21 protein-coding genes are annotated in these 26,406 nt (G+C 63.7%); 9 read left to right on the top strand and 12 right to left on the bottom strand.

Translation table 11 applies throughout. The annotated features are described in order from the left end of the window. Positions 1-145: 145 nt before the first annotated feature. Positions 146-832, bottom strand: a complete 687-nt coding sequence (locus tag PAN31108_RS17015; protein WP_150670014.1) for an OmpW/AlkL family protein — start codon at positions 830-832, stop codon at positions 146-148. A gap of 299 nt (positions 833-1,131) precedes the next feature. Between PAN31108_RS17015 and PAN31108_RS17020 the strand changes: the two genes are divergently transcribed. From PAN31108_RS17020 to PAN31108_RS17030, 3 genes are all read left to right on the top strand, one after another. Beyond that, positions 1,132-3,726, top strand: a complete 2,595-nt coding sequence (locus tag PAN31108_RS17020; protein ID WP_370819679.1) for a penicillin-binding protein 1A — start codon at positions 1,132-1,134, stop codon at positions 3,724-3,726. Positions 3,727-3,866: 140 nt separating this feature from the next. Then, the gene (locus tag PAN31108_RS17025; RefSeq protein WP_150670016.1) at positions 3,867-4,778 is read left to right on the top strand and encodes a LysR family transcriptional regulator; all 912 of its coding nucleotides are present in this window, start codon (positions 3,867-3,869) and stop codon (positions 4,776-4,778) included. 290 nt (positions 4,779-5,068) lie between these two features. Beyond that, positions 5,069-6,274 (top strand): NAD-dependent formate dehydrogenase, encoded by a 1,206-nt coding sequence (locus tag PAN31108_RS17030; protein ID WP_150670017.1) that lies wholly within the window; start codon positions 5,069-5,071, stop codon positions 6,272-6,274. Positions 6,275-6,558: 284 nt separating this feature from the next. Here PAN31108_RS17030 and PAN31108_RS17035 read toward each other — a convergent pair whose 3' ends face one another. Then, positions 6,559-7,278, bottom strand: a complete 720-nt coding sequence (locus tag PAN31108_RS17035; protein ID WP_150670018.1) for a glutathione S-transferase N-terminal domain-containing protein — start codon at positions 7,276-7,278, stop codon at positions 6,559-6,561. Positions 7,279-7,751: 473 nt separating this feature from the next. Here PAN31108_RS17035 and PAN31108_RS17040 point away from each other — a divergent pair, with 473 nt between their 5' ends. Then, positions 7,752-8,579, top strand: coding sequence for an alpha/beta fold hydrolase (locus PAN31108_RS17040; protein WP_150670019.1), 828 nt, complete (start codon positions 7,752-7,754; stop codon positions 8,577-8,579). 128 nt (positions 8,580-8,707) lie between these two features. On the opposite strand, the gene PAN31108_RS17045 is transcribed toward PAN31108_RS17040, so the two are convergent. The 3 genes from PAN31108_RS17045 to hppD form a co-directional block, all read right to left on the bottom strand. Further along, positions 8,708-9,904, bottom strand: a complete 1,197-nt coding sequence (locus PAN31108_RS17045) for an amino acid aminotransferase (protein WP_150670020.1) — start codon at positions 9,902-9,904, stop codon at positions 8,708-8,710. Between the two features lie 213 nt (positions 9,905-10,117). Then, on the bottom strand, positions 10,118-11,503 hold the full coding sequence (locus PAN31108_RS17050; protein WP_150670021.1) for an amino acid permease: 1,386 nt from the start codon (positions 11,501-11,503) through the stop codon (positions 10,118-10,120). 169 nt (positions 11,504-11,672) lie between these two features. Then, complete coding sequence (gene hppD / locus PAN31108_RS17055; RefSeq protein WP_150670022.1) at positions 11,673-12,746, bottom strand: 4-hydroxyphenylpyruvate dioxygenase; 1,074 nt, start codon at positions 12,744-12,746, stop codon at positions 11,673-11,675. A 323-nt stretch (positions 12,747-13,069) separates the two neighbouring features. On the opposite strand from hppD, the gene PAN31108_RS17060 reads away from it, so the two are divergent. Beyond that, positions 13,070-13,546, top strand: a complete 477-nt coding sequence (locus PAN31108_RS17060; RefSeq protein WP_150670023.1) for an Lrp/AsnC family transcriptional regulator — start codon at positions 13,070-13,072, stop codon at positions 13,544-13,546. A gap of 35 nt (positions 13,547-13,581) precedes the next feature. Here PAN31108_RS17060 and PAN31108_RS17065 read toward each other — a convergent pair whose 3' ends face one another. After that, positions 13,582-14,796 carry an MFS transporter gene (locus tag PAN31108_RS17065; protein WP_246184014.1) on the bottom strand — a complete coding sequence of 405 codons (1,215 nt, stop codon included), beginning with the start codon at positions 14,794-14,796 and terminating at the stop codon, positions 13,582-13,584. 580 nt (positions 14,797-15,376) lie between these two features. On the opposite strand from PAN31108_RS17065, the gene leuA reads away from it, so the two are divergent. Then, complete coding sequence (gene leuA / locus PAN31108_RS17070; protein WP_150670025.1) at positions 15,377-17,089, top strand: 2-isopropylmalate synthase; 1,713 nt, start codon at positions 15,377-15,379, stop codon at positions 17,087-17,089. Between the two features lie 181 nt (positions 17,090-17,270). On the opposite strand, the gene pcaF is transcribed toward leuA, so the two are convergent. The 3 genes from pcaF to PAN31108_RS17085 all read right to left on the bottom strand — a co-directional run bounded on the left by pcaF (position 17,271) and on the right by PAN31108_RS17085 (position 19,945). After that, positions 17,271-18,473, bottom strand: coding sequence for a 3-oxoadipyl-CoA thiolase (gene pcaF, locus PAN31108_RS17075; RefSeq protein WP_150670026.1), 1,203 nt, complete (start codon positions 18,471-18,473; stop codon positions 17,271-17,273). Positions 18,474-18,592: 119 nt separating this feature from the next. Next, positions 18,593-19,243, bottom strand: coding sequence for a CoA transferase subunit B (locus PAN31108_RS17080; RefSeq protein WP_150670027.1), 651 nt, complete (start codon positions 19,241-19,243; stop codon positions 18,593-18,595). A gap of 24 nt (positions 19,244-19,267) precedes the next feature. Next, positions 19,268-19,945, bottom strand: coding sequence for a 3-oxoacid CoA-transferase subunit A (locus PAN31108_RS17085; protein ID WP_150670028.1), 678 nt, complete (start codon positions 19,943-19,945; stop codon positions 19,268-19,270). 304 nt (positions 19,946-20,249) lie between these two features. Here PAN31108_RS17085 and PAN31108_RS17090 point away from each other — a divergent pair, with 304 nt between their 5' ends. Further along, on the top strand, positions 20,250-21,050 hold the full coding sequence (locus PAN31108_RS17090; protein ID WP_150670029.1) for an IclR family transcriptional regulator: 801 nt from the start codon (positions 20,250-20,252) through the stop codon (positions 21,048-21,050). A gap of 149 nt (positions 21,051-21,199) precedes the next feature. Here the strand turns inward: PAN31108_RS17090 and PAN31108_RS17095 are convergent, their stop codons facing one another. From PAN31108_RS17095 to PAN31108_RS17105, 3 genes are all read right to left on the bottom strand, one after another. Further along, positions 21,200-21,418: a DUF2783 domain-containing protein gene (locus tag PAN31108_RS17095; RefSeq protein WP_150670030.1), complete on the bottom strand. Its 219-nt coding sequence runs from the start codon at positions 21,416-21,418 to the stop codon at positions 21,200-21,202. A gap of 58 nt (positions 21,419-21,476) precedes the next feature. Beyond that, positions 21,477-23,210 carry an FAD-dependent oxidoreductase gene (locus tag PAN31108_RS17100; protein ID WP_150670031.1) on the bottom strand — a complete coding sequence of 578 codons (1,734 nt, stop codon included), beginning with the start codon at positions 23,208-23,210 and terminating at the stop codon, positions 21,477-21,479. 134 nt (positions 23,211-23,344) lie between these two features. Then, a complete protein-coding gene (locus PAN31108_RS17105; RefSeq protein WP_150670032.1) occupies positions 23,345-24,304 on the bottom strand; it encodes an MBL fold metallo-hydrolase in 960 nt (319 codons plus the stop codon). 245 nt (positions 24,305-24,549) lie between these two features. Here PAN31108_RS17105 and PAN31108_RS17110 point away from each other — a divergent pair, with 245 nt between their 5' ends. Together PAN31108_RS17110 and PAN31108_RS17115 are read left to right on the top strand one after the other, a co-directional pair. After that, entirely contained in the window at positions 24,550-25,371 is an 822-nt protein-coding gene (locus tag PAN31108_RS17110; protein WP_246184015.1) for an IclR family transcriptional regulator, read from the top strand. Then, positions 25,368-26,243, top strand: coding sequence for an IclR family transcriptional regulator (locus tag PAN31108_RS17115; protein WP_150670033.1), 876 nt, complete (start codon positions 25,368-25,370; stop codon positions 26,241-26,243). Before PAN31108_RS17110 ends, PAN31108_RS17115 begins: the two co-directional genes overlap by 4 nt. Positions 26,244-26,406 lie beyond the last annotated feature (163 nt).

Below are 26,406 nucleotides of genomic sequence, written 5' to 3' on the forward strand. Positions count from 1 at the left end.
TGATGTCTTCTTCCATCGCCTTGCTCATCGTCTTTTCCTCGATTATGACTTGAGCAGGTTTTCACTGGGTCAATACACATCTTCCTTGCGGAACTCAAAAAAGGAGCGCCACGGCCCCCCAGCGCGTGGCGCCCCACACCGGATATCAGAACTTCAGGCCAACGCCGACCCCGACGATCAGCGGGTCGATGTGAAGCGTGCCGAGATCGGTGCCGGCGAGCGACGTATCCGTCTTCATCCAGAGCTTCTTGATGTCGATGTTGAAGAACAGGTTCTTGGTCATCTGAATATCCACGCCGGCTTGCAGTGCCGGACCGACGCTGTGGTTCTTGATCTCGATGGGCGTGCCGCCCGCATTCAGATTGCTATTCCAGAAGCGCGTGTAATTGATGCCCGCGCCCACATAGGGGCGCACTTTGCCTGCGTGATTGAAGTGATACTGCAACAACAGCGTCGGCGGCAGAACGTTGACGCCGCCGAGATGTCCGAGGCTCGACGTGAGCTGGTGGCGCGACATGCCGAGAATGAGTTCGACGCCGACGTTGTCGAGGATCATGTACGTGAAGTCGAGCTCCGGCACGATGGCGTTGTTCACGCTCACGCCGAGCGTGGGCAGCACGCTCCCGCTGGCATGCGAGTCCGGCAGGATGCCGATAGCGCGCACGCGCGCCAGAATGTCCCCGGCATAGATGCCTTGCGAACTGTCCTTGATGAAACCGAACGTCTTCGGGGCTTCGGGGGCGGCGCTCTGCGCGTTGGCGGGGGCGCTGAGCGAGGCGGCGCCGGTGATCAGCGCGGCTGCGAGGGCCGCGGCGCCGAGTGAGTGCTTCATGATGGTTTCCAAAGTCGTGAGTGAGCAGGAGCGATGGTAGAAGCACGGGGCGCTGCCGAATTTGACGCGCGTCAAGCACGTGAAAACGCGAGCGGCGTGTGCGACAAACTGTCGCGAACGCCCTCGGATTCAATGTCGGCACGCAATGTCGAGTCGGAAGACGGTGCCGCGGCCGTCATCGCATGCGACGCTCGACGAATCGGCTGCGTCGGTGTTTCTCGTGCGGCGGCCGTCCCGGCAGCCAGGGGAATGCCCGACGGTTTTGGTAGGATGCGGACTTTGCCACGCTGTCCCTCATCGTGAAGCGCCCGATTTCGTCGCTGTATTCATCGTTGTTGCATGCCGTCGCCCAGGTGGGCCGGCAAGGTCTGCGCCTTTTGCAGCCGCTGCATCCGTATGTCACCCGCGGTTGGTACCACCTGCGTCATCCCACGCGTCGCGGCGTGCTCATCGCCATCGCTGCGTTGCCTTGTCTGCTCATCGCGTACACGCTGGTCCTGATTCCCTTTACGCCGGGCATCCGGGATATCCGACGAGCGAAGATCGACCAGCCCGCACAAGTGTTGTCCGCCGACGGCAAGCTGCTCGCAGAATTCCGGCCCTCGAATCGCGAATGGGTGTCGCTTAACGACGTGTCGCCCAACGTGGTCAAGGCGCTGGTGTCGACCGAAGATCACCGCTTCTACGAGCACCACGGTATCGATCTGAAACGCACGGCCGGCGCAGCGCTTCGTACCTTCTCGGGGGATCGCCAGGGCGGCTCGACCATCACGCAGCAACTCGCACGCAATCTGTATCCGGACGATATCGGCCGCGCGCCCACGCTCACCCGCAAGATCAAAGAGGCCATCACCGCGCTCAAAATCGAAGCGCTGTACACCAAGCCCGAGATTCTCGAGACGTACCTGAACACCGTGCCATTCCTGTACAACGCGTACGGCATCGAAATGGCGGCGCGTACGTATTTCGATAAATCGGCCGATCAGTTGGATGTCGTCGAGGCGGCCACACTTGTGGGCATGCTCAAGGGCAACAGCTATTACAACCCGGTGATCAATCCCGAGCGGGCGCTGCAACGCCGTAACACCGTGCTCGCACAAATGGTCAAATTCGGCGATCTCGATGCGTCGAAACTCGCCACGTTGCAAAAGCGTCCGTTGCGCATCGACTTCGAAAGGCAGACCGAGGAGCCCGGCCCGGCGCCGCATTTCGCGCAGCAACTGCGCAAGTGGTTGATCGGCTGGGCGGATCGCAACGGCTACAACATTTACTCGGACGGCCTGGTGGTGCACACCACTATCGATTCACGTTTGCAGACCATGGCGACGCAGGCCCTCACGCGTCAGGCGAACCAGTTGCAGGCGATTGCCGACGCGAACTGGTCGGCGCGCGGCGGTTGGCGCGACAGTGCTGCGCTGGTGCAAGCGTTTGTGCGGGAATCGACGGAGTATCGCAATGCCATCGCGGGCGGCGAGGCACCGGAGGCGGCGATGAAGCGTCTGCTCGCGGACAAGACGTTCATGCAGACCTTGCGTGCGACGAAGACCCGTTTGCAGGCCGGTTTCCTCGCTGTCGACCCGCGCACGGGCGGCATTCGCGCGTGGGTCGGCAGCCGCGACTTTACGACCGACCCGTTCGATCACGTTCAGCAGGCGCGCCGCCAGCCGGGGTCCACCTTCAAGCCGTTCGTCTACGGGGCGGCCTTTATCAAGGGGCGCTCACCTGACGACACCATCGTCGACCAAGCCGTCGAAATCCCGCTTGCCGGCGGAGAAATCTGGCGGCCCAGCGACGACACCGCTCCGACCAACAAGCCTATGAAGTTGAGCGACGCGCTCGCGCAGTCGCGCAACACCGTCACCGCACAGTTGATGCAGGATGTCGGGCCGTCTCGCGTGGTTGGGCTCGCGCGAGCGATGGGCGTGAGAGACAGCAAACTCGATCCGGTGCCCTCCCTGGCGCTCGGCACCAGCCCCGTTTCGCTCAAGGAGATGGTGGCCGCCTACGGCACGATCGCGGATGGCGGAGAGTATCGGGAACCGACGATGGTGACGGAGATTACGAATGGCGAGGGCGAGGTGCTGGCGACGTTCTCGCCGGCGCGTCCGGAGCGGGCGCTCTCGAGAAACGACGACTACACGTTGCTCGATACGATGCGCGGCGTCGTCAATCGCGGTACGGGGAACGCCATTCGCACGCGCTTCGGCATTCGTGCCGACGTCGCCGGCAAGACCGGGACGACGCAGAACAACACCGACGGATGGTTCATCCTCATGCAGCCGCAGTTGGTCGGGGGGGCGTGGGTCGGATTCAACGACAGCCGAATCACGCTGCGCAGCGACTACTGGGGCCAAGGCGCGCATAGCGCATTACCGATCGTCGGCGATGTGTTCTCGCGCGCGTTGCGTGCCAGGATCATCGACGCGAATGCGAAGTTTGAGGCGCCGGACAACCGCCATTGGTATAGCGAGCTTTGGACGAAAGCTTCCGACTGGGTGAGCGGTCTGTTCGCGAAGCCGCAGGAGCCGAAACCCAAAGCGCCCGTGAAGCGTCCGGTCGCACCTGCGCCGACGTCGTCCGACGCTACGGTGCCGTTACCGGACGCCGCCAGCGACGGCGGGCCGCTGCCGGTGCCGGTCGCTTCGGCCGTACTGGCGCAGCCGGAGTACCAGCCACCCGCCAGCGCGCCGCATGGCGCCACGATTCCCGGTGTACCGGGGGAATGGAACGGGCCGGGGGGGAGTTCGACATCGCCGTCGGCGCTCCCTTCGACGCCGTCCTCCGCGTCGTCCTCCGCGTCGTCCTCCGCGCCGGTGCCGGCCGGCAGCGCGCCGGTCTCGCCTTCCGGTATGCCCCCGCCGGGCGCGTCCTCCACCACGCCCGGCGCAAATTAGCCATAACAGTTATGCGATATTCTCATGACTGATGCGTGATGACTTGCGCTATATTTCAAAAAATATAGCGATGGCGGTACGGGGCTGCCGCAGTCTCGGCCTCTTCGATGTCGCCGGGGCACAAGGGGGAGACACCAGCCATGTTCATTCGGCAGTTGAGCTATCTCGTGGCGCTTTCTCAGGCGCAGCATTTTCGGCGTGCCGCCGAGTTATGCAATGTGTCGCAGCCTACGCTGTCGGGCGCGATCCGAAGCATCGAGGAAGAGTTCGGCTTACCGATCGTGCGGCGAGGCCGTCGTTTCGAAGGCTTTACCCCTGAGGGGGAGCGAGTGCTCGCGTGGGCGCGTCAGGTGCTGGCCGATTGCGAGGGACTGCGTCAGGAGGCAAGCGCCATTCGTCGCGAAGTCAACGGATGTCTGCGTATCGGCGCGATCCCCACCGCCTTGCCACTGGTGCCGCTGCTCACCGATGCGTGCCTGCGTGAATTCCCCGGCATGCGCCACGAGGTCTACACATTGTCTGCGACGCAGGCGCTGCGGCAACTCTCGGAACTCGATCTGGATGTCGGGCTCAGCTATCTCGACGATCCGCGTCTGCGTGAATTCGAGACGCTCCCTCTTTTTCGCGAGCGCTATGTGCTGATTGCCCGTGACGAGTCTGCGCTGGCCGGGCGCTCGTCACTGTCGTGGCATGAGGCGGCAAAGCTGCCGTTATGTCTGCTCACGGACAATATGCAGTGCCGTCAAGGGATCGACGCAGCGCTCGCGAGTGCGGGCACGGCGGCGTTGCCGCGAGTCGAGACGGATTCGCTCATGGCGTTGTACGCGCATGTGCGATGTGCCGGGCTTTTCAGCATCGTGCCCCACAGCGTGCTGTGTCTGGCCGAGATGCGCGACGAATTGCACGCGGTGCCGCTGCAACCGGCGTTGCATCGCGAGATCGGCCTGATCCTGCGCGAACGGCAGCCGCGTCCGCCCTTGCTCGAAGCGGCGGTCGCCGCCTTCCGGGCGGTGGACCTGCAAACGCGGCTGGACGCCCTCCTGCCGCTCTGACACATCCACCACACCCGCCACCAACAACGCGCCCTGCGTGTTCATCGTGCGGGTGAACCGCCGGCCTCACCATGCGCCGGGGCAGTTCGCTCGTGCCGACCACGAGTGCGTCACCGATATTTCGACACCACCGGATCACGGTGCCGCATTGATAGGGCGCACCGATCAACCGATCAGCCGGAACGATTTTCCACGCGAGCCCCCTACACGGATCATTGGCCTCAATGCAGCGGCGCTGGCATGCGCCGCCAGCAGACATCTTGCAGATAACCCTTCAGGAGCGAGACACCATGGCCAAGATTGTTTGTGTGCTGTACGACGACCCCATTGCCGGATACCCGGAGCGCTACGCCCGTGACGATCTGCCGAAGATCGAGTGCTACCCCGACGGTCAGACGCTACCCACGCCGCGCGCCATCGATTTTCAGCCGGGCGCACTGCTCGGGAGCGTGTCGGGCGAACTCGGCTTGCGCAAGTATCTCGAATCGAACGGCCATCAACTTGTCGTGACGTCGAGCAAGGATGGCGACGACAGCGTGCTGGATCGCGAACTGGCCGACGCCGAAATCGTGATCTCGCAGCCGTTCTGGCCCGCTTACATGACGGCTGAGCGTATCAAGCGTGCGAAGAAGCTCAGGATGATCGTGACCGCCGGCATCGGTTCGGATCACACCGATCTGCAAGCTGCGATGGCACACGGCATCACCGTTGCGGAGGTCACGTATTGCAACAGCAACAGCGTTGCCGAACACGTGATGATGACGACGCTCGCGCTCGTACGTAACTATCTGCCGTCCTACCAATGGGTGCTCAAGGGCGGTTGGAACATCGCAGACTGCGTGGAGCGCTCGTACGATCTGGAAGGGATGCATATCGGTACGGTGGCCGCAGGGCGTATCGGCCTGCGTGTGCTGCGACTGATGAAGCCGTTCGGCACACATCTGCACTACCTCGATCGTCACCGCCTGCCGGAATCGGTTGAGAAGGAACTGAACCTCACGCACCACACGAGTCTGGAAAGCCTCGCCAAAGTGTGCGACGTGGTCACACTGAACTGTCCCTTGCACCCGGAGACGGAGCACATGATCAACGCCGACAGCCTGAAGCATTTCAAGCGCGGCGCGTATCTGATCAACACGGCGCGCGGAAAACTGTGCGATCGTGACGCCGTCGCCGCCGCACTCGAAAGTGGTCGACTCGCGGGCTACGGCGGCGACGTCTGGTTCCCGCAACCGGCGCCGGCCGATCATCCGTGGCGTCATATGCCGCATCACGGCATGACCCCGCACATCTCCGGCACAAGCCTCTCGGCGCAAACGCGTTACGCGGCGGGGACGCGCGAAATTCTGGAGTGCTATTTCGAAAATCGCCCGATCCGAAACGAGTATCTGATCGTGCAGGACGGCAAGCTCGCCGGCGTGGGCGCGCACTCGTACAGTGCCGGCAATGCCACAGGCGGCTCGGAAGAAGCGGCGCGCTTCAGGAAGTCGGCCTGACGTCCCTGTAGTTCCTGTGAAGTGCGCCGAACGGTCAGGTTCGCCCGGCAGCGTCTCCCAACCGGAGTGGTCTCACGTCGCAACGCCGCGACGCCGCATTTGTCGTGCGCGTCTTGCGATTCCTGTCGTACCCGTCGGGTCGTCGTTCCGACTCCCGGCGGGGTAGTACCTCCTCGTGCAACATCGCGACCTCAGGCCGGTGCCTCTCGCCGATGCACCGGCCATTTTTCCAGACCTTCGGACTTTGCGATGTCGAAATGCGGCAATGCCGCAATGCTTGCCGCTCAGGCAGGGCGCTTCGGAATATCCAGACCGCGGATCACCGCAGGACGTGCGACGAACGCGCTCAACGCACGCTGCACGTGCTTGAACTGATCGAAGCCGATCAGGTCGCCCGCCTCATAGAAGCCCACGAGATTGCGAATCCACGGGAACGTGGCGATGTCCGCAATCGTGTACTCGTCGCCCATGATCCAGCGATGGTCGGCCAGCCGCGCATCGAGCACGCCGAGCAGACGCTTCGACTCGGCAACGTAACGGTCGCGCGGACGCTTGTCTTCGTATTCCTTGCCGGCGAATTTGTGGAAGAACCCGAGTTGGCCGAACATCGGGCCGACGCCGCCCATCTGGAACATCACCCATTGCAGCGTTTCGTAACGGGCTGCCGGATCGACGGGCAGCAACTTGCCGGTCTTCTCCGCGAGGTACCAGAGGATCGCCCCCGACTCGAACAGCGGCAACGGCTTACCGCCGGGACCGTTCGGGTCGAGAATCGCGGGAATCTTGTTGTTGGGGTTGAGCGACAGGAATTCCGGCGAAAGCTGATCGTCGGTCTGGAAGCTCACGAGGTGCACTTCATACGGCAGCCCGATTTCCTCGAGCATGATCGACACCTTCACACCGTTGGGCGTGGGCAGCGAATACAGTTGCAGTATTTCCGGATGCACAGCGGGCCACTTGCGCGTGATCGGAAACTGGGACAAATCGGTGGACGGATGGGACATGGGAGTCGGCGCATTCGAGATAAGCGGCCATCAACGCCGCGGGACGCCCAATATAACGCCAAGCGCGCAGACCTGCTGACGAGCCGATCGGGCCGACGCGTGCCGGATGTGGTGAACGTGCGTCGAACATCAGGCTGCCTTGCATGGCGGATGCGGGATGGTTTCGTGAATGTCACTCATTTGCGCGTCAAAAATTCTCACCTTGCAACGGGGCTCATCGACGCCTTAAATTGAAAGCCTTCGCTGACGTTGACCAACATGCCGACGTGCGAAGTCCCGTCACACTGGCCGGCCGTTGATTTCGCTGCTGCGCTCAGATCGTGCGAGTCGTTTGAGCAGTTATTTCAATTACGCTGCGCCTTCAGTCGTGTCGTGACGTGGCATCCCCCGCCGTTTGCCGTTACAGGCGCCACGTCGCGACGCCCCTCGCTATCGTTCTTAGGTTCTATCGCGCTTTGCGCAAGGATGACACCATGAGCACGTTCAAGACGAAGGATGGCACCTCGATTTTCTACAAAGACTGGGGCAAGGGTCGCCCGGTCGTGTTCTCCCACGGTTGGCCGCTCTGCGCCGACGCCTGGGACGCACAAATGCTGTTTCTGGTACAGCACGGCTTTCGCGTCATCGCTCATGACCGTCGCGGTCATGGCCGCTCGGATCAGCCGGGCATCGGAAACGATATGGACACCTACGCAGACGACCTCGCGGCCCTCGTCGAGCATCTCGATCTGAAGGACGCCACATTCGTTGGCCATTCGACCGGTGGCGGAGAAGTTGCCCACTATCTCGGACGCCACGGCACGCGGCGCGCCGCACAGGCGGTGCTCATCGGCGCCGTACCGCCGGTCATGGCCAAGTCGGAGAAGAACCCGGGCGGTCTGCCCATTAGCGTTTTCGACGAGATTCGCGCGAACGTCGCGGCCAATCGTTCGCAGTTCTATCAGGAACTGGCTTTGCCGTTTTACGGCTACAACCGTCCGAACGCCAAGAAGTCGCAGGGCGTGATCGATTCGTTCTGGTTGCAGGGGATTTGGGGCTCGCACCTCGGCCACTATTTGTGCGTGAAGGAGTTTTCCGAGGTCGATTACACCGAGGATCTGAAGAAGATCGACGTGCCGATGCTCGTACTCCATGGGGACGACGATCAGATCGTGCCGATCGACGCCGCCGGCAAGCTCACCGCGCAGATCGTCAAGAATGCGACGCTCAAGGTGTATCCGGGCGGCTCGCATGGCATGTGCACCGTCGAAGCGGACAAGGTGAACGCCGACCTGCTGGCGTTCCTGCGCAAGGCGTCATGATTCGCCTGAATTCGCGTGAACGCATGACGTACGACGCATGAAAAAGGGACGGCGCTTGCCGTCCCTTTCTCTTCCGGGGTCTCGGTCATTAGCCCTGGGGCACTCAGCCCTCGGGCATTCGCCGATCTTCAGCCGTTCAGCACCTTGGCGATGCTCTCTGCCACCACGGCGACGTTGCTTTCGTTCAGACCGGCGACGCACATACGGCCCGAGCGAATGAGGTAGACGCCGTGGGTCTCGCGCAGCACATCGACCTGTGCGGCCGTCAGACCCGTGTACGTGAACATGCCGCGCTGTTCCAGATAACGCGTGAGCATGGTCTCCGGCACGTGGCCGCGCAGACCTTCGTGGATCGCGCCGCGCATGCGGGTGATGCGCTGGCACATCGCCGAGAGTTCGTCTTCCCACGACTTGCGCAGCGCCGGCGTGCTCAGCACCTTGGCGACGATCTTCGCGCCATGCGTCGGCGGGTTGCTGTAGTTCGAGCGCACGGCGCTCGTCAACTGTCCCAGCACACGGTCGGCGGCGTCCGGCGATTCGCAGATGACCGACAGGCCGCCACAGCGCTCGCCGTACAGCGAGAAGTTCTTCGAGAACGAGTTGGCGACGAATGCCGGCAGGTCCTGACGCGCAAGCTCGCGGATCACGAAGGCGTCCGCGTCGATGCCCGAGCCGAAGCCCTGATACGCCATGTCGACGAAGGGCAGCAGTTCGCGCTGCTTGATCACCTCGATCAGTTGCACCCACTGCGCGTCGTTCAGATCGACGCCGGTCGGGTTATGGCAGCACGCGTGCAGCAGCACCACGCTGCGTGCCGGCAACTGGTCGATGGCGTCGACCATCGCTTCGAATTGCAGGCCGCCGGTGGCTTCGTCGTAATACGGATACGTATTCACGGTAAAACCGGCGCGCTCGAAAATGAAGCGGTGGTTGTCCCACGTCGGGTCGCTGACCCACACCTGCGAGTCCGGGAAGTAGCGCTTGATGAAGTCGGCGCCGACCTTGAGCGCGCCCGAGCCGCCGAGCGTCTGCACCGTGGCGATGCTGCCGTTCCGGCGCGCCGGCGAGTCTTCACCGAACACGAGGCCCTGCACGGCGTCGCGGTAATTCGCGAAACCGGCCATCGGCAGATACGGCTTCGGACCGACTTCGGCGAGCAGCAGGGCTTCGGCCTGACGCACCGCGTTCATGACCGGCAGACGGCCGGCGTCATCGTAGTAAATGCCGATGCTCAGGTTGACCTTGTTGGCACGCGGGTCCTTTGCGAAATTCTCGTTCAGCGAGAGGATCGGGTCGCCGGGATAAGCATCGATGTGTTCGAACATGGCAGGTCCTGAAAAAACGAAAGAAAATCGGTGATGCGCACGCCGGGGCGCCCCGTCGGCACATGCCGGATCGATCGGGCGGGGCGCGTGCCGACGCCGGAGCCAGAGCGTCGGCGGTGCTTCAAACGACCGATGATACCGCTAGTGCGGCACTGCCGGGTGCGCTCCGGGCGACAGACCCCCGGAGCGGCATGGGGTGACGCGTTGACTTATTTAACGCGTTGCGCCCGCCGGAACCGGGGCGGCGCTGTTTTTCTGGCGCAGGCGATAACCGATAGCCAGCAAGACCAGCCATACCGGGATCAGGTACACGGAGATGCGCAGGTCGGGAATCAGGTACATCACGACCAGAATACCGGCGAGGAACGCGAGACACAGATAGTTGGTGAGCGGATAGCCGAGGCTCTTGAAGATCGTGGTCTGACCCGTGCGCGCTTTGGCACGACGGAACGCGAGGTGGATCACGCTGATCATGGCCCAGTTGATGATGAGGGCGGAGACGACCAATCCCATCAGCAGTTCGAACGCCTTACCCGGCATGAAGTAGTTGATCACCACGCATACGGCGGTCGCCGCGGCCGAGACGCCGAGCGCTGCCAGCGGAATGCCGCGGGCGTTGACTTTGAGCAGTGCGCGCGGCGCATTGCCCTGACCGGCCAGACCGTAGAGCATGCGGCTGTTGCAGTACACGCAACTGTTGTAGACGGACAGGGCGGCGGTAAGCACTACGGCATTGAGCACGTGTGCGACGAAGTTGCTGTTCAGCTCATGGAAGATCAGCACAAACGGGCTGCCGCCGGTCACGACTTTTTCCCACGGGTACAGCGAGAGCAACACGCCGAGCGCCCCCACGTAGAAGATCAGAATGCGATAGATGACCTGATTGGTGGCGCGCGGAATGGTGCGCGACGGATCGTCGGCTTCCGCCGCTGTAATGCCGACGAGTTCGAGTCCGCCGAAGGAGAACATGATGACGGCCATTGCCATCACGAGACCGGAAACGCCGTTGGGAAAGAAGCCGCCGTGTTGCCACAGATTGGCCACCCCGGCTTCGGGGCCGGCCTGGCCGGAGAAGAGCAGATAGCCGCCGAATCCGATCATGCCGACGATGGCGGCGACCTTGACGATGGCGAACCAGAATTCCATCTCACCATACGATTTCACGCTGGAGAGATTGATGGCGTTGATGAGGCCGAAGCACACGAGCGCCGAGACCCACGTGGGAATCGCCGGCCACCAGTACTGTACGTAGATCCCGACGGCAGAGAGCTCGGCCATCGAAACCAGCACGTAAAGCACCCAGTAATTCCAGCCGGACACGAAGCCCGCGAACTGGCCGCAATACTTGTTGGCAAAGTAACTGAACGAACCGGCGACCGGCTCGTCGACGACCATCTCGCCGAGTTGTCGCATGATGAAGAACGCGACAATGCCAGCGATGGCGTAGCCCAGCAAAACGGACGGGCCGGCAGTCTTGATGGTTTGAGCGATGCCTAGAAAGAGGCCGGTGCCGATCGCGCCACCGAGCGCGATCAATTGGATGTGACGATTCTTCAGGCCGCGGTGAAGCGAGCCGTCTTGTGCTGCGTTGGCGGACATGTTGTTCCTTACCCTATCGTTGCCTCGCGGCGCGGTGCTCTGTTTTCGTTCGGTAAGAACGAACCGGAACCGTTGAGCCGCCACGGCGCGACGCTTATGGCGCCGTCGCCGTGTCCTTTGGGATCATCTGCCCGATGGCACGGGCAGATGACCGCGTCTCCCCCGGAACTCAGACCTTGAGCGTGCCGCGCTCGATCTGGTCGCGTTCGAGCGATTCGAACAGCGCCTTGAAGTTGCCTTCGCCGAAGCCGTCGTCGCCTTCGCGCTGAATGAACTCGAAGAACACCGGGCCGAGCAGCGTCTTCGAGAAGATCTGCAACAGCAGGCGCGGCTTGCCGCCTTCGGTCGTGCCGTCGAGCAGAATGCCGCGCGACTTCAGTTCGCCGACCGGCTGACCATGACCCGGCAACCGCGTTTCGAGCGCATCGTAGTAGAAGTCGTTCGGGGCGGTCATCAGATCGACGCCCGCCATTTGCAGGTTGTCGATGACCTGGATCAGATTGTCGGTGAGGAAGGCGATATGCTGAATGCCTTCACCGTTGAAGGCCATCAGGAATTCCTCGATCTGGCCGCTGCCCTTGGCCGATTCCTCGTTCAGGGGAATGCGAATTTTACCATCGGGCGCCGTCATGGCCTTGGACGTCAGGCCGGTGTATTCGCCCGAAATGTCGAAGTAGCGGATCTCGCGGAAGTTGAACAGCTTCTCGTAGAAATTCGCCCAATAGGCCATGCGGCCGCGGTACACGTTGTGCGTCAGGTGATCGATGAGCCGCAGGCCGTGGCCGACCGGATGACGCTCGACACCTTCGAGGTATTCGAAATCGATGTCATAGATCGACTTGCCTTCTTCGAAACGGTCGATCAGATAGAGCGGGGCCCCGCCGATGCCCTTGATCGCAGGCAGACGCAGTTCCATCGGACCGGTTTCGATCTCGACGGGCTGCGCGCCGAGTGCCAGCGCACGGGCGTAGGCTTTGTGCGAGTCCTTCACACGGAACGCCATGCCGCACGCACTGGGGCCATGCTCGGCGGCGAAATAGGCCGCTTCGCTGTTGGGCTCGCGGTTCACAATGAAGTTGATGTCGCCCTGGCGGTAGAGCAGCACGTCCTTCGAGCGGTGACGTGCCACGAGCGAGAAGCCCATTTGCTCGAAAATGGGTTCGAGCACGTTCGGTGTGGGCGAAGCGAATTCCACGAATTCGAAGCCCATCAGTTGCATCGGATTGTCAAACAGGTCGGCCATGATCGTCTCGGCTTGATGAGGTGATTTGCAGGGATGACAGCGTTCTGGGACGCGCGCACTGACCGGGGAGTGTCTACGGGCAAGCCGTCGTGACGTCGAATATGAAACAAAATTGTGTATCTCGGACCCGTGAGTCGGGATATCAGAATCCGTTCGTTCCGTTCGTCAGAACCCTTGCCGTTTCTCGCATCGTGCGTGAATTTGCGTCATTTCACGAGGGGCAGTGTAAGTGCGGGAGGACAAAATAGGATTTCGTAAGCATGCTAGGGAAACCCTAGGTTATGCACTAATATTTCATAATGTGTATTCGATAGGAAATAAAAGTGCACAACATTGAGATCGATCGAATTGACGTACGCCTGCTGGGGATACTGCAGTCCAACGGGCGGATTTCGAATCTGGAACTCGCCGAGGCGATCAAGCTTTCACCGGCGCAGACGCTGCGGCGTCATCGCCGTCTCGAAGAGATGGGCGTGATCAGGGGCTACGACACCCGGCTCGACGCCCAGCGGCTCGGATTCAGCGTCGTGGCGTTCGTCCATGTGACGATGGAGCGCGGCCATATTCGCGACCTGTCGAATTTCAAGGGGCTGGTCGCGGAACTGGCGCAGATTCAGGAGTGCTTCTCCGTGACGGGCGACATCGACTACGTGCTCAAGGTCGTCGCCCGCGATTTGAAGGCGTTGTCGGACTTTCTGCTCGATACGCTGATGCGCATTCCTGGCGTGAGCGCCGTGAAATCGAGCGTGTGCCTCGATGAGATCAAGTGCACCTCTGCCGTGCCGCTCGATGTGCGCTGAGCGCGCGCGATGGAAGCCGGGGCGGCGCGACGCCGTCAGCAACGACGCGTCGCGCCCCAAGCGCACACAATGGCCAGTGCCACCAGCGCACAGCCGGCCCACGGCGTGAACGCCAGCGCACCGGCATCGACGAGCGCGCCGCCGGCGCCCGCGCCCAGCGCCACACCGACGTGCATGGCTGCGACATTCACGCCGACGTTGGCATCGGCGTCCTGCGGCGCGGTGCGAATCAGGAAGTTCTGCACCACGGGCGAGATCGACCACGACAGTGAGCCCCACACCATCATCGCAACGAGAAAGACGACGACCTGCCACACGTCGCCGCCCTCGCCCATCGCCGCGAGCGGCACCCCCGTCATCGCAACGAGAAACAACGCGGGACAACCGCGCAACGATGTTGCCGCACCGGCGCGATCGGCCGCCCATCCCCCAAGCCATGCGCCTGCGACGCCCGCCACGCCGAATGCGAGAAACAGCAGGCTCAGGGCATTGGAAGATGGCGCGAAGCGCGACTGGAGGTAAGGCACAAGATAGGCGAACAACGTGAAGTGCCCGCCGAGCATGGCGATCGTTACGCCTTGCGCCGCGAGCCGTCGGGGGTGGGCCAGCGCACGCAGGTACGCGCGCAGGGTCAGCCCTACAGGTGGCGTGCCCGACGGCAAGGCGCGCCAGAGAACGAGGACAAGCGGCGCGCTGGCGAGCCCGATGCCCGCGAAGACGGCGCGCCATCCGGCGCGGTGTTCGAGCAACATGCCGAGCGGCACACCCAGCACCAGCGATGCGCTGATGCCCATGAAGATGATGCCGACGGCGCGTCCGTGATAGTCGGGGGGCGTGATTTCCGTGGCGAGGCGCGAGCACAGCAGCACGATGGTCGCGCAACTTGCCGCCATGGCGATGCGCATGACGAACAGTGCGGTGTAGTCGGGCGCGAAGGCTGCCGCGAGATTGCTGAGCGTGAATGCCGCGAGTGCGGCGACGAGCGCTCGCCGTCGCGAGTAACGCGAGAGCCACGCCGCCATCGTGAAAGCCCACAAGGCGAACACTGCCGAGAAGACGGTCGTGAGTTGTCCTGCGGACGCCACGGAAACGTTCAGGCCACGGGCGATCGCCGGGAGAATGCCGGTGCAGATGTTCTCGTCGATGCCGACGAGGAACACCGTCAACGCAAGCAGCCAGACGTGTCCGGTGCGCGGGCGTTCGCGTGCGGTAGCGCAGTCCGCATGGGTCGCTTGGGCCGGCGAGGACACCGTCGAGGATGCCGCAGGAACTGGTGCCGTAGAGGAAGGCGAAGCCGACGAGGGTGACGCAGAACGGTGGGGAACGGGCGCCAAGGCGATCTCCGATGTCGAGACATGCGCCGTACGACACCGGGATTGGCGCCGACAGACGAGCATGTCGATCCGTCGGGTTTCGGGACTGGCCCTTGGTTATCCCAAGCCGGCACGATATCGGAAACACCGCCGCCGGACAAGCCGCTACGGCCTCTGATGAGACGGGACGCCCCCGCATCTCACCCGCCGCGCCGTGACATCCCGCATCATGGAAACGTCGCGAGGCCACACATCATGGTTGACAGCGTTTCAAATTGTGTGATTTCATGTGGCACATGATCACCGCGCAATTCACCCTCTCGCTACGACTACTAGCCCGCTCCACCGGGCTTGGTCCGTTGCTGCGCGCGTGCATCGTCTGAATTTCTCACTGAAGCACCGCTGATTTTCCCCAGTTACGCCGACCTGAGCCCCGGTTCATCCAACCGGAGGTCGTAGCTTATCTGCGTCTGTGCGTCGTCCGGTTGACACTTTTGCTGACAATCGAGACACCGCCATGTTGAAGAACCCCGCTACGAAGTACCGTCCGTTCACCCCGGTCGACATCCCTGACCGACAGTGGCCGAGCCGCACCATCACGCGCGCCCCGATCTGGATGAGCACCGATCTGCGCGACGGCAATCAGGCGCTGTTCGAGCCGATGGACGCACAGCGCAAGATGCGCATGTTCAAGACGCTCGTGGCGATCGGCTTCAAGGAAATCGAAGTCGCGTTTCCGTCGGCCTCCGACACCGATTTCAACTTCGTACGCGAGCTGATCGAAGGCGGTCACATCCCCGACGACGTGACCATCGAAGTGCTCACGCAAGCCCGCGACGATCTCATTGAACGCACGTTTGCGGCTCTCAAAGGCGCGCCGCGCGCCATCGTTCACCTCTACAACGCCACCGCGCCGGAATTCCGTCGCATCGTGTTCAACCTCGATCAGCCGGGCGTGAAGGCGCTCGCCGTGTCGGCGGCGAAGACGATCAAGCGCTGTGCCGAGGCCGCACCGCAAACGCAATGGACGTTGCAGTACAGCCCGGAAACCTTCACGGGTACCGAACTCGAATTCGCCAAGGAAGTCTGCGACGCAGTGTTCGACGTATGGCAGCCGACGCCCGAGCGCAAGTGCATCGTCAACTTGCCGGCGACCGTCGAAATCGGCACACCGAATTACTACGCCGACCAGATCGAGTGGATGCACCGCAACCTCGCGCGTCGCGATTCGCTGATTCTCTCCGTGCACCCGCACAACGACCGCGGCACCGCCGTGGCCGCTGCCGAACTGGCCGTGATGGCCGGCGCCGACCGCATCGAAGGCTGCCTGTTCGGTAACGGTGAGCGCACGGGTAACGTCGACCTCGTCACGCTCGGTCTGAATCTGTACACGCAGGGCGTGGATCCGGGGCTCGACTTCTCGAATATCAACGAAATCGCCCGCACGTCGGAAGAATGCACGCAATTGCCGGTGCACCCGCGTCATCCGTATGTCGGCGACCTCGTGTTCACTGCGTTCTCGGGCTCGCATCAGGACGCCATCAAGAAAGGCTTCGCCGCGCAGCAGCCGGACACCGTATGGGAAGTGCCGTATCTGCCCATCGATCCGAGCGATCTCGGCCGCACGTACGACTCGATCATTCGTGTGAACAGCCAGTCTGGCAAGGGCGGCATCGCTTACTTGCTGGAGCAGACGTATGGCGTGCAGATGCCGCGTCGCCTGCAAGTCGATTTCAGCTCGGCGGTGCAGCGTTACACCGACGAGACGGGCGCGGAAGTGACCGCCTCGCAGATCTGGCAGTTGTTTCAGAAGGAATACGTGGCGTCGAGCGCACCGCTCGCCTACGTCGGTCACACGCTCTCGGAGCGCGACGGCCGTCAGCACATCGCCGTGACGATCGACATCCATGGTCAGCGCACGACGGTATCGGGCGCCGGCAACGGCCCGCTCGACGCGTTGATGAACGCCATGCGTACGCCGGTTCGCGTGCAGCACTACGAAGAGCGCGCATTGACCCAGGGCGCGGATGCTCGCGCCATTGCGATCGCGGAAATGGCGGGCGACACGATCGTGGGCAGCGCGTTCGGTGTGGGCATCGACGCCAATCTGACGACGGCGTCGATTCGCGCCGTGATCAGCGGCATCAACCGTGCGTACGGGCGCAGCGATGCCGATGCGCAGGCGAAGTTCTTCGACGCCGTGATGCGCGACGTTGCGCAGGCTGTCTAAGCGTCTCGCGCGTCTCGCGTGTCAGGAAACATCGAAAGCAACAGGCAGGATGGAAGGAGACGTAGGGCAGAGGCGTCCCGTCGGGCACTGATCGTGCCCACGGGGCGTCGGGAGCGACGTGGCGAGATTTACCGGATCCCGCACGCGCTCCCGGCCCTCAGACATCGGCGGGGTAGCTGTCTTACACCGCTTCGATGGCGATAGCGATGCCTTGGCCGACCCCAATGCACATCGTACACAGCGCGAAGCGCCCACCCGTGCGCTTGAGTTGATACATCGCCGTCGTGACCAGACGTGCGCCGCTCATGCCGAGCGGGTGGCCCAGCGCAATGGCGCCGCCGTTCGGATTGACGCGCAGATCGTCGTCGGCCACACCGAGTTGTCGCAACACGGCCAGGCCCTGGCTCGCAAACGCTTCGTTGAGTTCGATGACGTCGAACTGATCGAGCGACATGCCGAGCCGCGCGAGCAGTTTTTGCGTTGCGGGAGCCGGACCGATGCCCATGATGCGCGGTGCCACCCCTGACGTCGCCATGCCCAGGATCCGGGCACGCGGCGTCAGGCCAAAGCGCGCCGCACTCGCCTCGTCTGCCAGCAGCAGTGCGCAGGCGCCGTCGTTGACGCCAGAAGCGTTACCGGCGGTCACGGTGCCATCAGGGCGTACCACGCCCTTCAGTCTGGCGAGCGCTTCCATGCTCGTCGCACGCGGGTGTTCGTCGCGATCGACAATGATCGCTTCGCCTTTCTTCTGGGCGATGGACACCGGCGTGATTTCCTCGGCCAGCGTGCCGTTCGCCTTAGCGCGTGCCGCCTTCTCCTGCGAGCGCACCGCGAAGCGGTCCTGATCTTCACGGCTGATGCCGAAATCCGTGGCAACGTTCTCGCCCGTCTCGGGCATCGAATCCACACCGTACTGCGCCTTCATCAGCGGATTGACGAAACGCCAGCCGATGGTCGTGTCGTAAATCTCCGCCTGACGCGAAAACGCGCTCGCCGCCTTACCCATCACGAACGGCGCACGGCTCATGCTTTCCACGCCGCCCGCAATCATCAGACCCGCTTCGCCTGCCTTGATGGCGCGTGCGGCGGTGCCGATGGCGTCCATGCCCGAACCGCACAGGCGGTTGATCGTCGCGCCGGGCACATCTTGCGGCAGGCCGGCCAGCAGGGACGACATGCGCGCCACGTTGCGGTTGTCTTCGCCGGCCTGATTGGCGCAGCCGTAGATCACGTCGGCCACCTGCGTCCAGTCGATGTTGCGGTTGCGCGCCATGAGCGCTTTGAGAGGAATGGCGCCGAGATCGTCGGCACGCACCGACGACAGGGCGCCGCCGTAGCGACCGATGGGGGTGCGGATTGCGTCGCAGATAAAGACTTCACTCATTTGTCTACCTCACCGAAGGGGGCGTAGGGAGATTCGCGGGCGAACCTCTCACATCAAAAAAATCGCCGGGTGACATCAACGGATGTCCCGGCGGGAGTGTCTGGCCTGTGGCGTGTGCGTCAGGCAACCGCCGGTGAGGGCAGCAGCGTCACACCGGTCAGGCGTTGCAGTTCGTCGAACGACAGACCGTCGACCATGTCGATGACGCGCAGTCCCTCGGGCGTGACATCGATGACCGCGAGATCGGTGTAGATACGCGTGACGCACCCCACGCCGGTGAGCGGATACGTGCACTGCTCGACGATCTTGCTGTCGCCCTGCTTGGTCTGGTGCTCCATCATCACGAACACCTGCTTCGCGCCGCTCGCGAGGTCCATCGCGCCGCCGACGGCCGGAATGGCATCGGGGGCGCCGGTGTGCCAGTTGGCGAGATCGCCCGTCTTCGAGACCTGGAAGGCGCCGAGCACGCAGAAATCGAGGTGTCCGCCGCGCATCATCGCGAACGAATCGGCGTGATGGAAGAACGCGCCTCCCGGTTTGAGCGTGACCGGTTGCTTGCCGGCGTTGATGAGGTCGTCGTCCTCTTCGCCCTTGGCGGGCGCCGGGCCCATGCCGATCACACCGTTCTCGCTCTGGAGAATGATTTCCTTTTCGGCGGGAAGATGATTGGCGACGGCCGTGGGCAGGCCGATGCCGAGGTTCACATAAGCGCCGTCGGGAATGTCCTGGGCAACGCGGGCGGCCATCTGGTCGCGGGTCAGTCGGTTCATGTCTTGCTCCGGTTCAGATGGGGATCAGGCGCGCGCCGCGCGCGGCACCGCAACGACGCGCTGCACGAAGATGCCGGGCGTGACCACGGCCTCCGGATCGAGGTCGCCGAGCGCCACGACTTCATCCACCTGAACGATGGCGCACTTCGCCGCCGTGGCCATGATCGGGCCGAAGTTGCGGGCGGTCTTGCGGTACACGAGGTTGCCCCAGCGGTCTCCCCTGAGCGCCTTGATGAGCGCGAAGTCGGCGTGAATCGGCGATTCGAGCACGTACGACTTGCCGTCGATCACGCGCGTTTCCTTGCCCTCGGCGAGCAGCGTGCCGAAGCCGGTCGGCGTGAAGAAACCGCCGATGCCTGCGCCCGCCGCGCGAATGCGCTCGGCGAGGTTGCCTTGCGGCACCAGTTCCAGCTCGATCTTGCCCGCGCGGTAGAGGCCGTCGAACACCTGCGAATCGGTCTGACGCGGGAACGAGCAGATGATCTTGCGCACGCGGCCAGCCTTGAGCAAGGCCGCGAGACCGGTTTCACCGTTTCCGGCGTTGTTGTTGACGATGGTCAGATCGCGCGCCCCCTGTTCGATCAGCGCGTCGATGAGCGCCGAGGGCATCCCGGCGTTGCCGAAGCCGCCAATCATGATCGTCGCGCCGTCGTGAACGTCCGCGACCGCGCTGGCGAGCGAGTCGTAAATCTTGTTGATCACACGTGCCTCCTGGGCAATTCCGTCACTTCCCTCGGGCTGACGGGCTTGGACCCGCGCCCCTGTTGGCTGTCTCCCGGGCGATGGCCTCTTGTGCGGCGGCATCGTCTGGTTCACAATGTTCTTATAGCAAACAAATATTCGCTATAAGAACAGCGTAAGCGTTCCCTTGTCGGGCGTCAAGCGAGGGGTGCCCCGGGGCGCGGGAGACGGGCGCATGGCGAGACTGCCTGTCTCGTGCGGTAGAACAGGTGACGCAAATCCATTACGCTTGCCGTTCACGCGAAGATAGCCAACCACCCGATACATGACCTCTGTGACGAACGACCCTACCGAACCGACCGACAAGAAGCCGGGCGACTCTTATGTGCAGTCGTTTGCGCGTGGGCTGGCTGTGGTCAAGGCGTTCAATGCGGCGCGTCCGGCGCAGACGCTCTCGGAAGTCGCGCAGGCGTCCGGTCTCACGCGCGCGGGCGCGCGTCGCATTCTGCTCACGCTCGAAGCGCTGGGTTACGTGCGCAGTGAAGGGCGGCTGTTCCGGCTCACGCCGCGCATTCTCGACCTTGGGTTTTCCTATCTCACGTCCATGCCGCTGTGGAATCTGGCCGAGCCGTTCATGGAGGCGCTGGTGCAGGAGGTGCAGGAGAGCAGTTCGGCTTCGGTGCTCGATGGCGACGACATCGTCTACGTGCTGCGGGTGCCGGTGCGCAAAGTCATGTCGATCAACCTGTCGATCGGCAGTCGCCTGCCGGCATGGTGCACGTCGATGGGGCGGGTGATGCTCTCGGCGCTGCCCGACGGCGAACTCGACGCCGTGTTGCGCCGCGCCGACCTGCGTCAACACACGGGGCGCACCGTCACGGACATCGATACCCTGCGCGCGCGGATTGTCGACGTGCGCGCCAGGGGATGGGCGCTCGTGGATCAGGAACTGGAGGAGGGGCTGATTTCGATTGCCGCGCCGATCCGCAATCGCGCGGGGCAGGTGATTGCCGCGATGAACGTGAGCGGTCAGGCCAACCGAACGTCTGCCGCCGAAATGGAAGCGAAGTTTCTGGCGCCGCTTCAACAGGCGGCCCAGAAGATTTCACAGATGGTGGTCGTGTAACGCCTGCCTGCGACGGCGGTGGCGCGCCGTTGCGCAAACGAAGAAGGGACGCCCGAAATGGCGCGCCCCTTTTTTGCGCTATCTGCCCGACAGACGGCGATTTGCCGCAGCCTTCCGCCGTCTACCGCCCACCGCCTACCGCCTACTGCCTACTGCGTGCTGGTATCCCGATGGCCAAGTGCCCCGGCGCGTGCGAGCCGTATCGCCGAGAGCAGCGTGTCGTGATCGCCGACCTGATTGGCGAGCAACAGAATGAGTTGTGCGTTGGCGGCCTGACTCTGTGCCTCGTCGAGATCGCGATGCATGTCGATCAGCGCTTCGTAGAAATCGTCGGGGCGCGTCAGACGCGGTTGTGTGTCCAGTGCCATGAAGTGTCTCCTTCCTGCCCAATACGGGGGATTCAGTGAGTCGTCGCGCGATCTCTCGTCACGCCGCACATTGCAGCGGTGCGACCTGCGGCACCGTGCGACCCAGCGCGCGTTCGCGTGCCGCAGCGATCGCGCTGGCGTCGACAGTGCGCCACCGTGCGCACACGTGCTGATCCGGACGAATCAGATACACCGTGCCGGGCGCGGCGTCGTAACGCTGTGCCGCCAGGCCTTCCGTGTCGTGCCACACGCTGTGGGTGTCATGTGCATCGAGGGCGGCTTCGGCGTCCGGTGTGACGAACACGGGCATGACGGGCACGCTGTCGCCTGCGAGCGACTCAAGCGCCGCGAGCACCGGGGCGTCGAGCGACGACGGCGAGCCGAACACCAGTGCGACAAAGCGTCCGCCCAGGCGTGGCAGCAGCCAGCCGCTTTGTCCGTGGCGTGAGAGCGGCGCATCGACGCACGCGGCACCCGGCGTCATGCGTCCGGCGAACGTATCGGACGCTGCCGTGTTCAACGTCGACGCATGCAAGACGGCCGGTACGGACAATCGTCCGCTGTTGACGAGTTGACGCGCAAACGCATGATCGCGGGCGAGCGTGAGCACGGCATCGCGAAAGACCCGCGACACCGGGCTCTTGGGCGTGATGAAATCGGTCGAGCGCGTCGAGTTGCGAATGTTCTCGTCGGCGGCGTATTCGCGCTCGCGGGCATAGGTGTCGAGCAGTGCGTCGGGCGCATGGCCCGACAGCACGAATGCGAGTTTCCACGCGAGATTTTCGGCGTCCTGCACGCCGCTGTTCGCGCCGCGCGCACCGAACGGCGACACCCCATGCGCGGCATCCCCGGCGAAGAGCACATGGCCGTGACGGAAGTCGTCCATGCGCAGACAGGAGAACGTGTAGACGCTGACCCACTCCAGCGTGAACTTGGCGTCGGGGCCGAGCAGCGCCTGTACGCGCGGAATCACCCGCTCGGGCGCTTTCTCGGCGACAGGGTCGGCGTCCCATCCCAACTGGAAATCGATGCGCCAGACATCGTCAGGCTGACGATGCAGCAACACCGATTGATTCGGATGAAATGGCGGATCGAACCAGAACCAGCGTTCGGCCGGGAAGTCCGCCGTCATTTTCACGTCGGCGATCAGGAAACGATCCTTGAACGTGCGTCCGTGGCTGTCCACACCGATGAGCTTGCGCACGGGGCTGCGCGAACCGTCGGCGGCCACGACATAGCGGGCGGTGGTCCGATATTCGCCATCGGGCGTCTCGACGGTGAGCGTGACGCTGGCGTCGGCCGTGCCCGGTGTGCCCTGCTGCGTGAGGCCGACGACTTTGTTCTTCCAGCGAATCTCGATGTTCGGCAACTCGCATGCGCGCTCGAACAGATAGCCTTCGACGTAATACTGCTGAAGATTGATGAACGCCGGGCGGTGATGCCCTGCCTCGGGCAGCAGATCGAAGTTGTAGACCTCCTGATCGCGCAGGAACACCCGGCCGACATTCCACCGCACGCCTTTTTCCACCATGCGCTCGCCGCAGCCGAGACGGTCGAAGATATCGAGCGTGCGCTTGGCGAAACAGATGGCGCGCGAGCCGGTCGAGAGCGTGCAGTCGTCGTCGAGCACGATCACGCGCACGCCCTGCTGCGCGAGATCGATGGCGGTGGCGAGGCCAATCGGGCCGGCGCCGACCACGATGACCGGATGTATTGCGTTCGCGCCGTCGCCCGACTGTTCCGCGCACGGCCGGTAATCGAACGTGAGGCGCTGGTAATCGATACTGCTCATGCAAAGTCTCCGTCGTCGGCACCGCACCGGCGTGCTTACTCCGGTGGGTGACGTTTTTCTACTTCTGCTTTTGCTTTGTGCTTCTCGTTGCCGGCGCGACATTTCATGCCGCGCCGATGTTCGTTCTGACGAACTCAGTCTTGCAAGGCGGCCCACATTTCCTTGTCGCGCTGCGCCGTCCAGATGCGCGGATGCGTGATGCCCGCCGCTTCGTCGAACGCGCGCGTTACGTCGAACGGCAGGCAGTGTTCGTAGATGAACACGTGGCCGAACTTCGGATCCATTTTGCTGCGCGTGAGCGCCATCGCGCCCTTGAGGTCGAGCTTCTGCTCGACGGCTTGCTTGCCGGCGTCGAACAGCGTCGTCACGAAATCCTTGGTGTACGCGAGTCCCTTGGCCACTTCGTCGGGCGTGGTGAGTGCCGGACCGCGTCCCGGCACGAGCTTCTCTGCGCCGAGGGCGGCGAGGGCGTCGAGCGTGGCGGGCCACTCGGCCAGTTGGGCGTCGCCGGTGTAGCAGGCGGCGTCGTACTCCACGAGGTCACCCGAGAACAGCACCTTCTGCGACGGCAGCCATACCACCGTGTCGCCCTTTGTGTGACCCGAACCGAGGTGCGCGATCTTCACCTCCAGCTTGCCGAGGAACAGCGTGATTTCCTTCTCGAAGACGAGCGTCGGCCACGTGAGGCCCGGCACCGTCTCGACGCCTGCGAACAGACGCGGGAAGCGCTCGATTTCCGACTTCATATCGGCTTCGCCGCGCTCGACGATCATCTCGTACGTGCCACGGCTGGCGATGATCTGCTGTGCGCCTTCGGCGAAGTAGGCCGAGGCGCCGAGCACGCGCACCGCATGATAGTGCGAGAGCACCACGTACTTGATCGGCTTGTCGGTGACGGTGCGGATCTTGGCGATCAGGTCCTGCGCCATGGCGGGCGTGGCCGTCGTGTCGACGATCATCACGCCGTCGTCGCCGATGATGACGCCGGAGTTGGGGTCGCCTTCGGCGGTGTAGGCCCAGGCGTTTTCCGACAGTTGCGTGAACGTGACCTTCTTGGCGTCCAGGTCGGCTTGCGAGGCGAATGCTTTGGCCATGCTTGTCTCTCTCTCTTGTCTCGTCTGCGGGGAGGTGCTGCGGGATGAGGGCATCTTACGAAACGCCCTGAATATTTGTCAATGACAAATGTTATTGTTATTTGCTAATGTTGCGGCGTGCACGACCAATGAGGGGTTTCGCTGCGCGTTAGCCCGCCGCCGATGGACCGATGCGGGAGAATCCGCGCGTCGACTTGTATAAAATCTAGGCCATTTTTCTGACGGAGCCGGTCTCCCGGCATTGCATGAACCGAATTCCGATGGACGGTGCGGCCGATGCCGCCAGCCAGCCCGGGCGCGCCTCGCGAGGGGTGCAAAGCGTAGATGTGGCCGCGCGCGTGCTTCAGGCGCTCGCACAAGCCCGCTGCCCGCTGGGGCCGGGCGATCTCGCCGCGCTCGCCGGATTGCCGCCGGCGCAGGCGCACCCGTATCTGGTGAGCCTGACGCGCCTGGGGCTGCTCAAACGCGACCCGATGTCGGGGGATTACGCGCCGGGTCCCATGACGCTGCGCCTCGCCCTGCTGCATCTCGAAAACGATCCCGCGTATCGCGCGGCGGTGCCGCGCGTGGTGACGTTCGCGCGCGAGACGGGCTTTTGCGTGGCGATCTGCACCACCGCGCCCCAGGGGCCGGTCATCGTTCATGTCGAGCGCGCCGCGTTCCCCTTGCACGTGAACCTGCACGTCGGCTCGGTGATGTCGCTCACGACGACGACGACCGGACGCGCGTTCTGCGCCTTCACCCCGGCCGACCGATGGCCGCAGGCATGGCGCGAGCAAATGCCTGACCTGCCCGCCGATCGCCGGCGTTTCGACACGTTGCTCGATGAGACGCGCGAACACGGCATGTCGCGCAGCGTCAACACGCCGAGTCCGTCGGTGAGCAGCCTGTGCGCGCCGGTCTTCGATGCGAGCGGACGGCTGCGACTGGCGCTCACCGCCATCGGGCCGACGGCGGCGCTCGACGTCGCATGGGACGGCGAGGCGGCCAATGCGCTGCGTGCGACGGCGATGGAGGTCGCGTCGCGAATCGAGGTGTCGGGCGGTGGCATGGAGACGGCGTCATGAGCGCAACGCGAAACCGTAGCGAGCCGGAAGTGGGGCGTGACGATACCGCGACTGCGAAGCCGCAGCGCGGCATTCAGGCGCTGGAGAGCACGGGGGTGTTGCTCGAGGCGTTAGTGACGGCCGGGCGTCCGCTGCCGCTCAACGCCTTGGCACGCGAGGCCGGTATGGCGCCGGCGAAGGCGCACCCGCATCTGGTGAGCTTGCAACGCGCGGGGTTGCTGTCGCGCGATGCAAACGGCAATTTCGAGGCGGGCGGACTGAGTCTGGATCTCGGACTGATGGCGTTGCAGCGACTCTCGCCCACGGGGGAGGCCGAGCCGGAGGTGCTAGCGCTTGCGCAGGCCACGGGACTGTCGGCCGCGATGGCCGTGCTCGGACCGCTGGGGCCGACGGTCGTTCGCCTGGAAGAGGCGATGCGTCCGCAGCACGTGAGCTTGCGTATCGGCACGGTGCTTTCCCTGGTGAACACCGCCATCGGGCGGACCTTTGCCGCCTTCCTGCCGGCGCGCGTGCTTGACGGCCTGCTCGTGCAGGAGCCGGTTCGCATGGCGGGTTTGGGGGCCGAATCCAGGGCGGAAGGTCACACGGCGAAGCCATCCGCCGATTATGTCGGCCAGCTCTCGACGATCCGCCACCGACGTTTCGATACGGCCCTGAGCAACCCGGTGCCGGGCATCGACACGATGGCGGTCCCGGTGTTCGACCATACGGGCGAAGTCACGCTGGTCCTCGCACTGATGGGATCGACGGGCAGCTTCGAGGTGTCGTTCGACGCCGCGCCGTCGCAGGCGCTTCGCGCCGCCGCGCATCGGCTGTCGTGGCGGTTCGGCGCGGTGGGGCGGGCAGACGGCGCGGCGTGCGAAGGGCGTTGAGCGACGCCACGGCCGGGGGATCGATCGCACCGGCGAGCACGGCCCGGGCAGCGACGTATTTCCGCCACGATCGTCAGACGGTTTCGGTGATGCCGAGGCACGCACGGTAAGATGGACGCCAGCGCTGTCCCCATCACCCCGACCTGTTGCCATGACCGCCGCC

Origin of the sequence: Pandoraea anhela (assembly GCF_902459655.1) — a bacterium.
Lineage (GTDB): Bacteria > Pseudomonadota > Gammaproteobacteria > Burkholderiales > Burkholderiaceae > Pandoraea > Pandoraea anhela.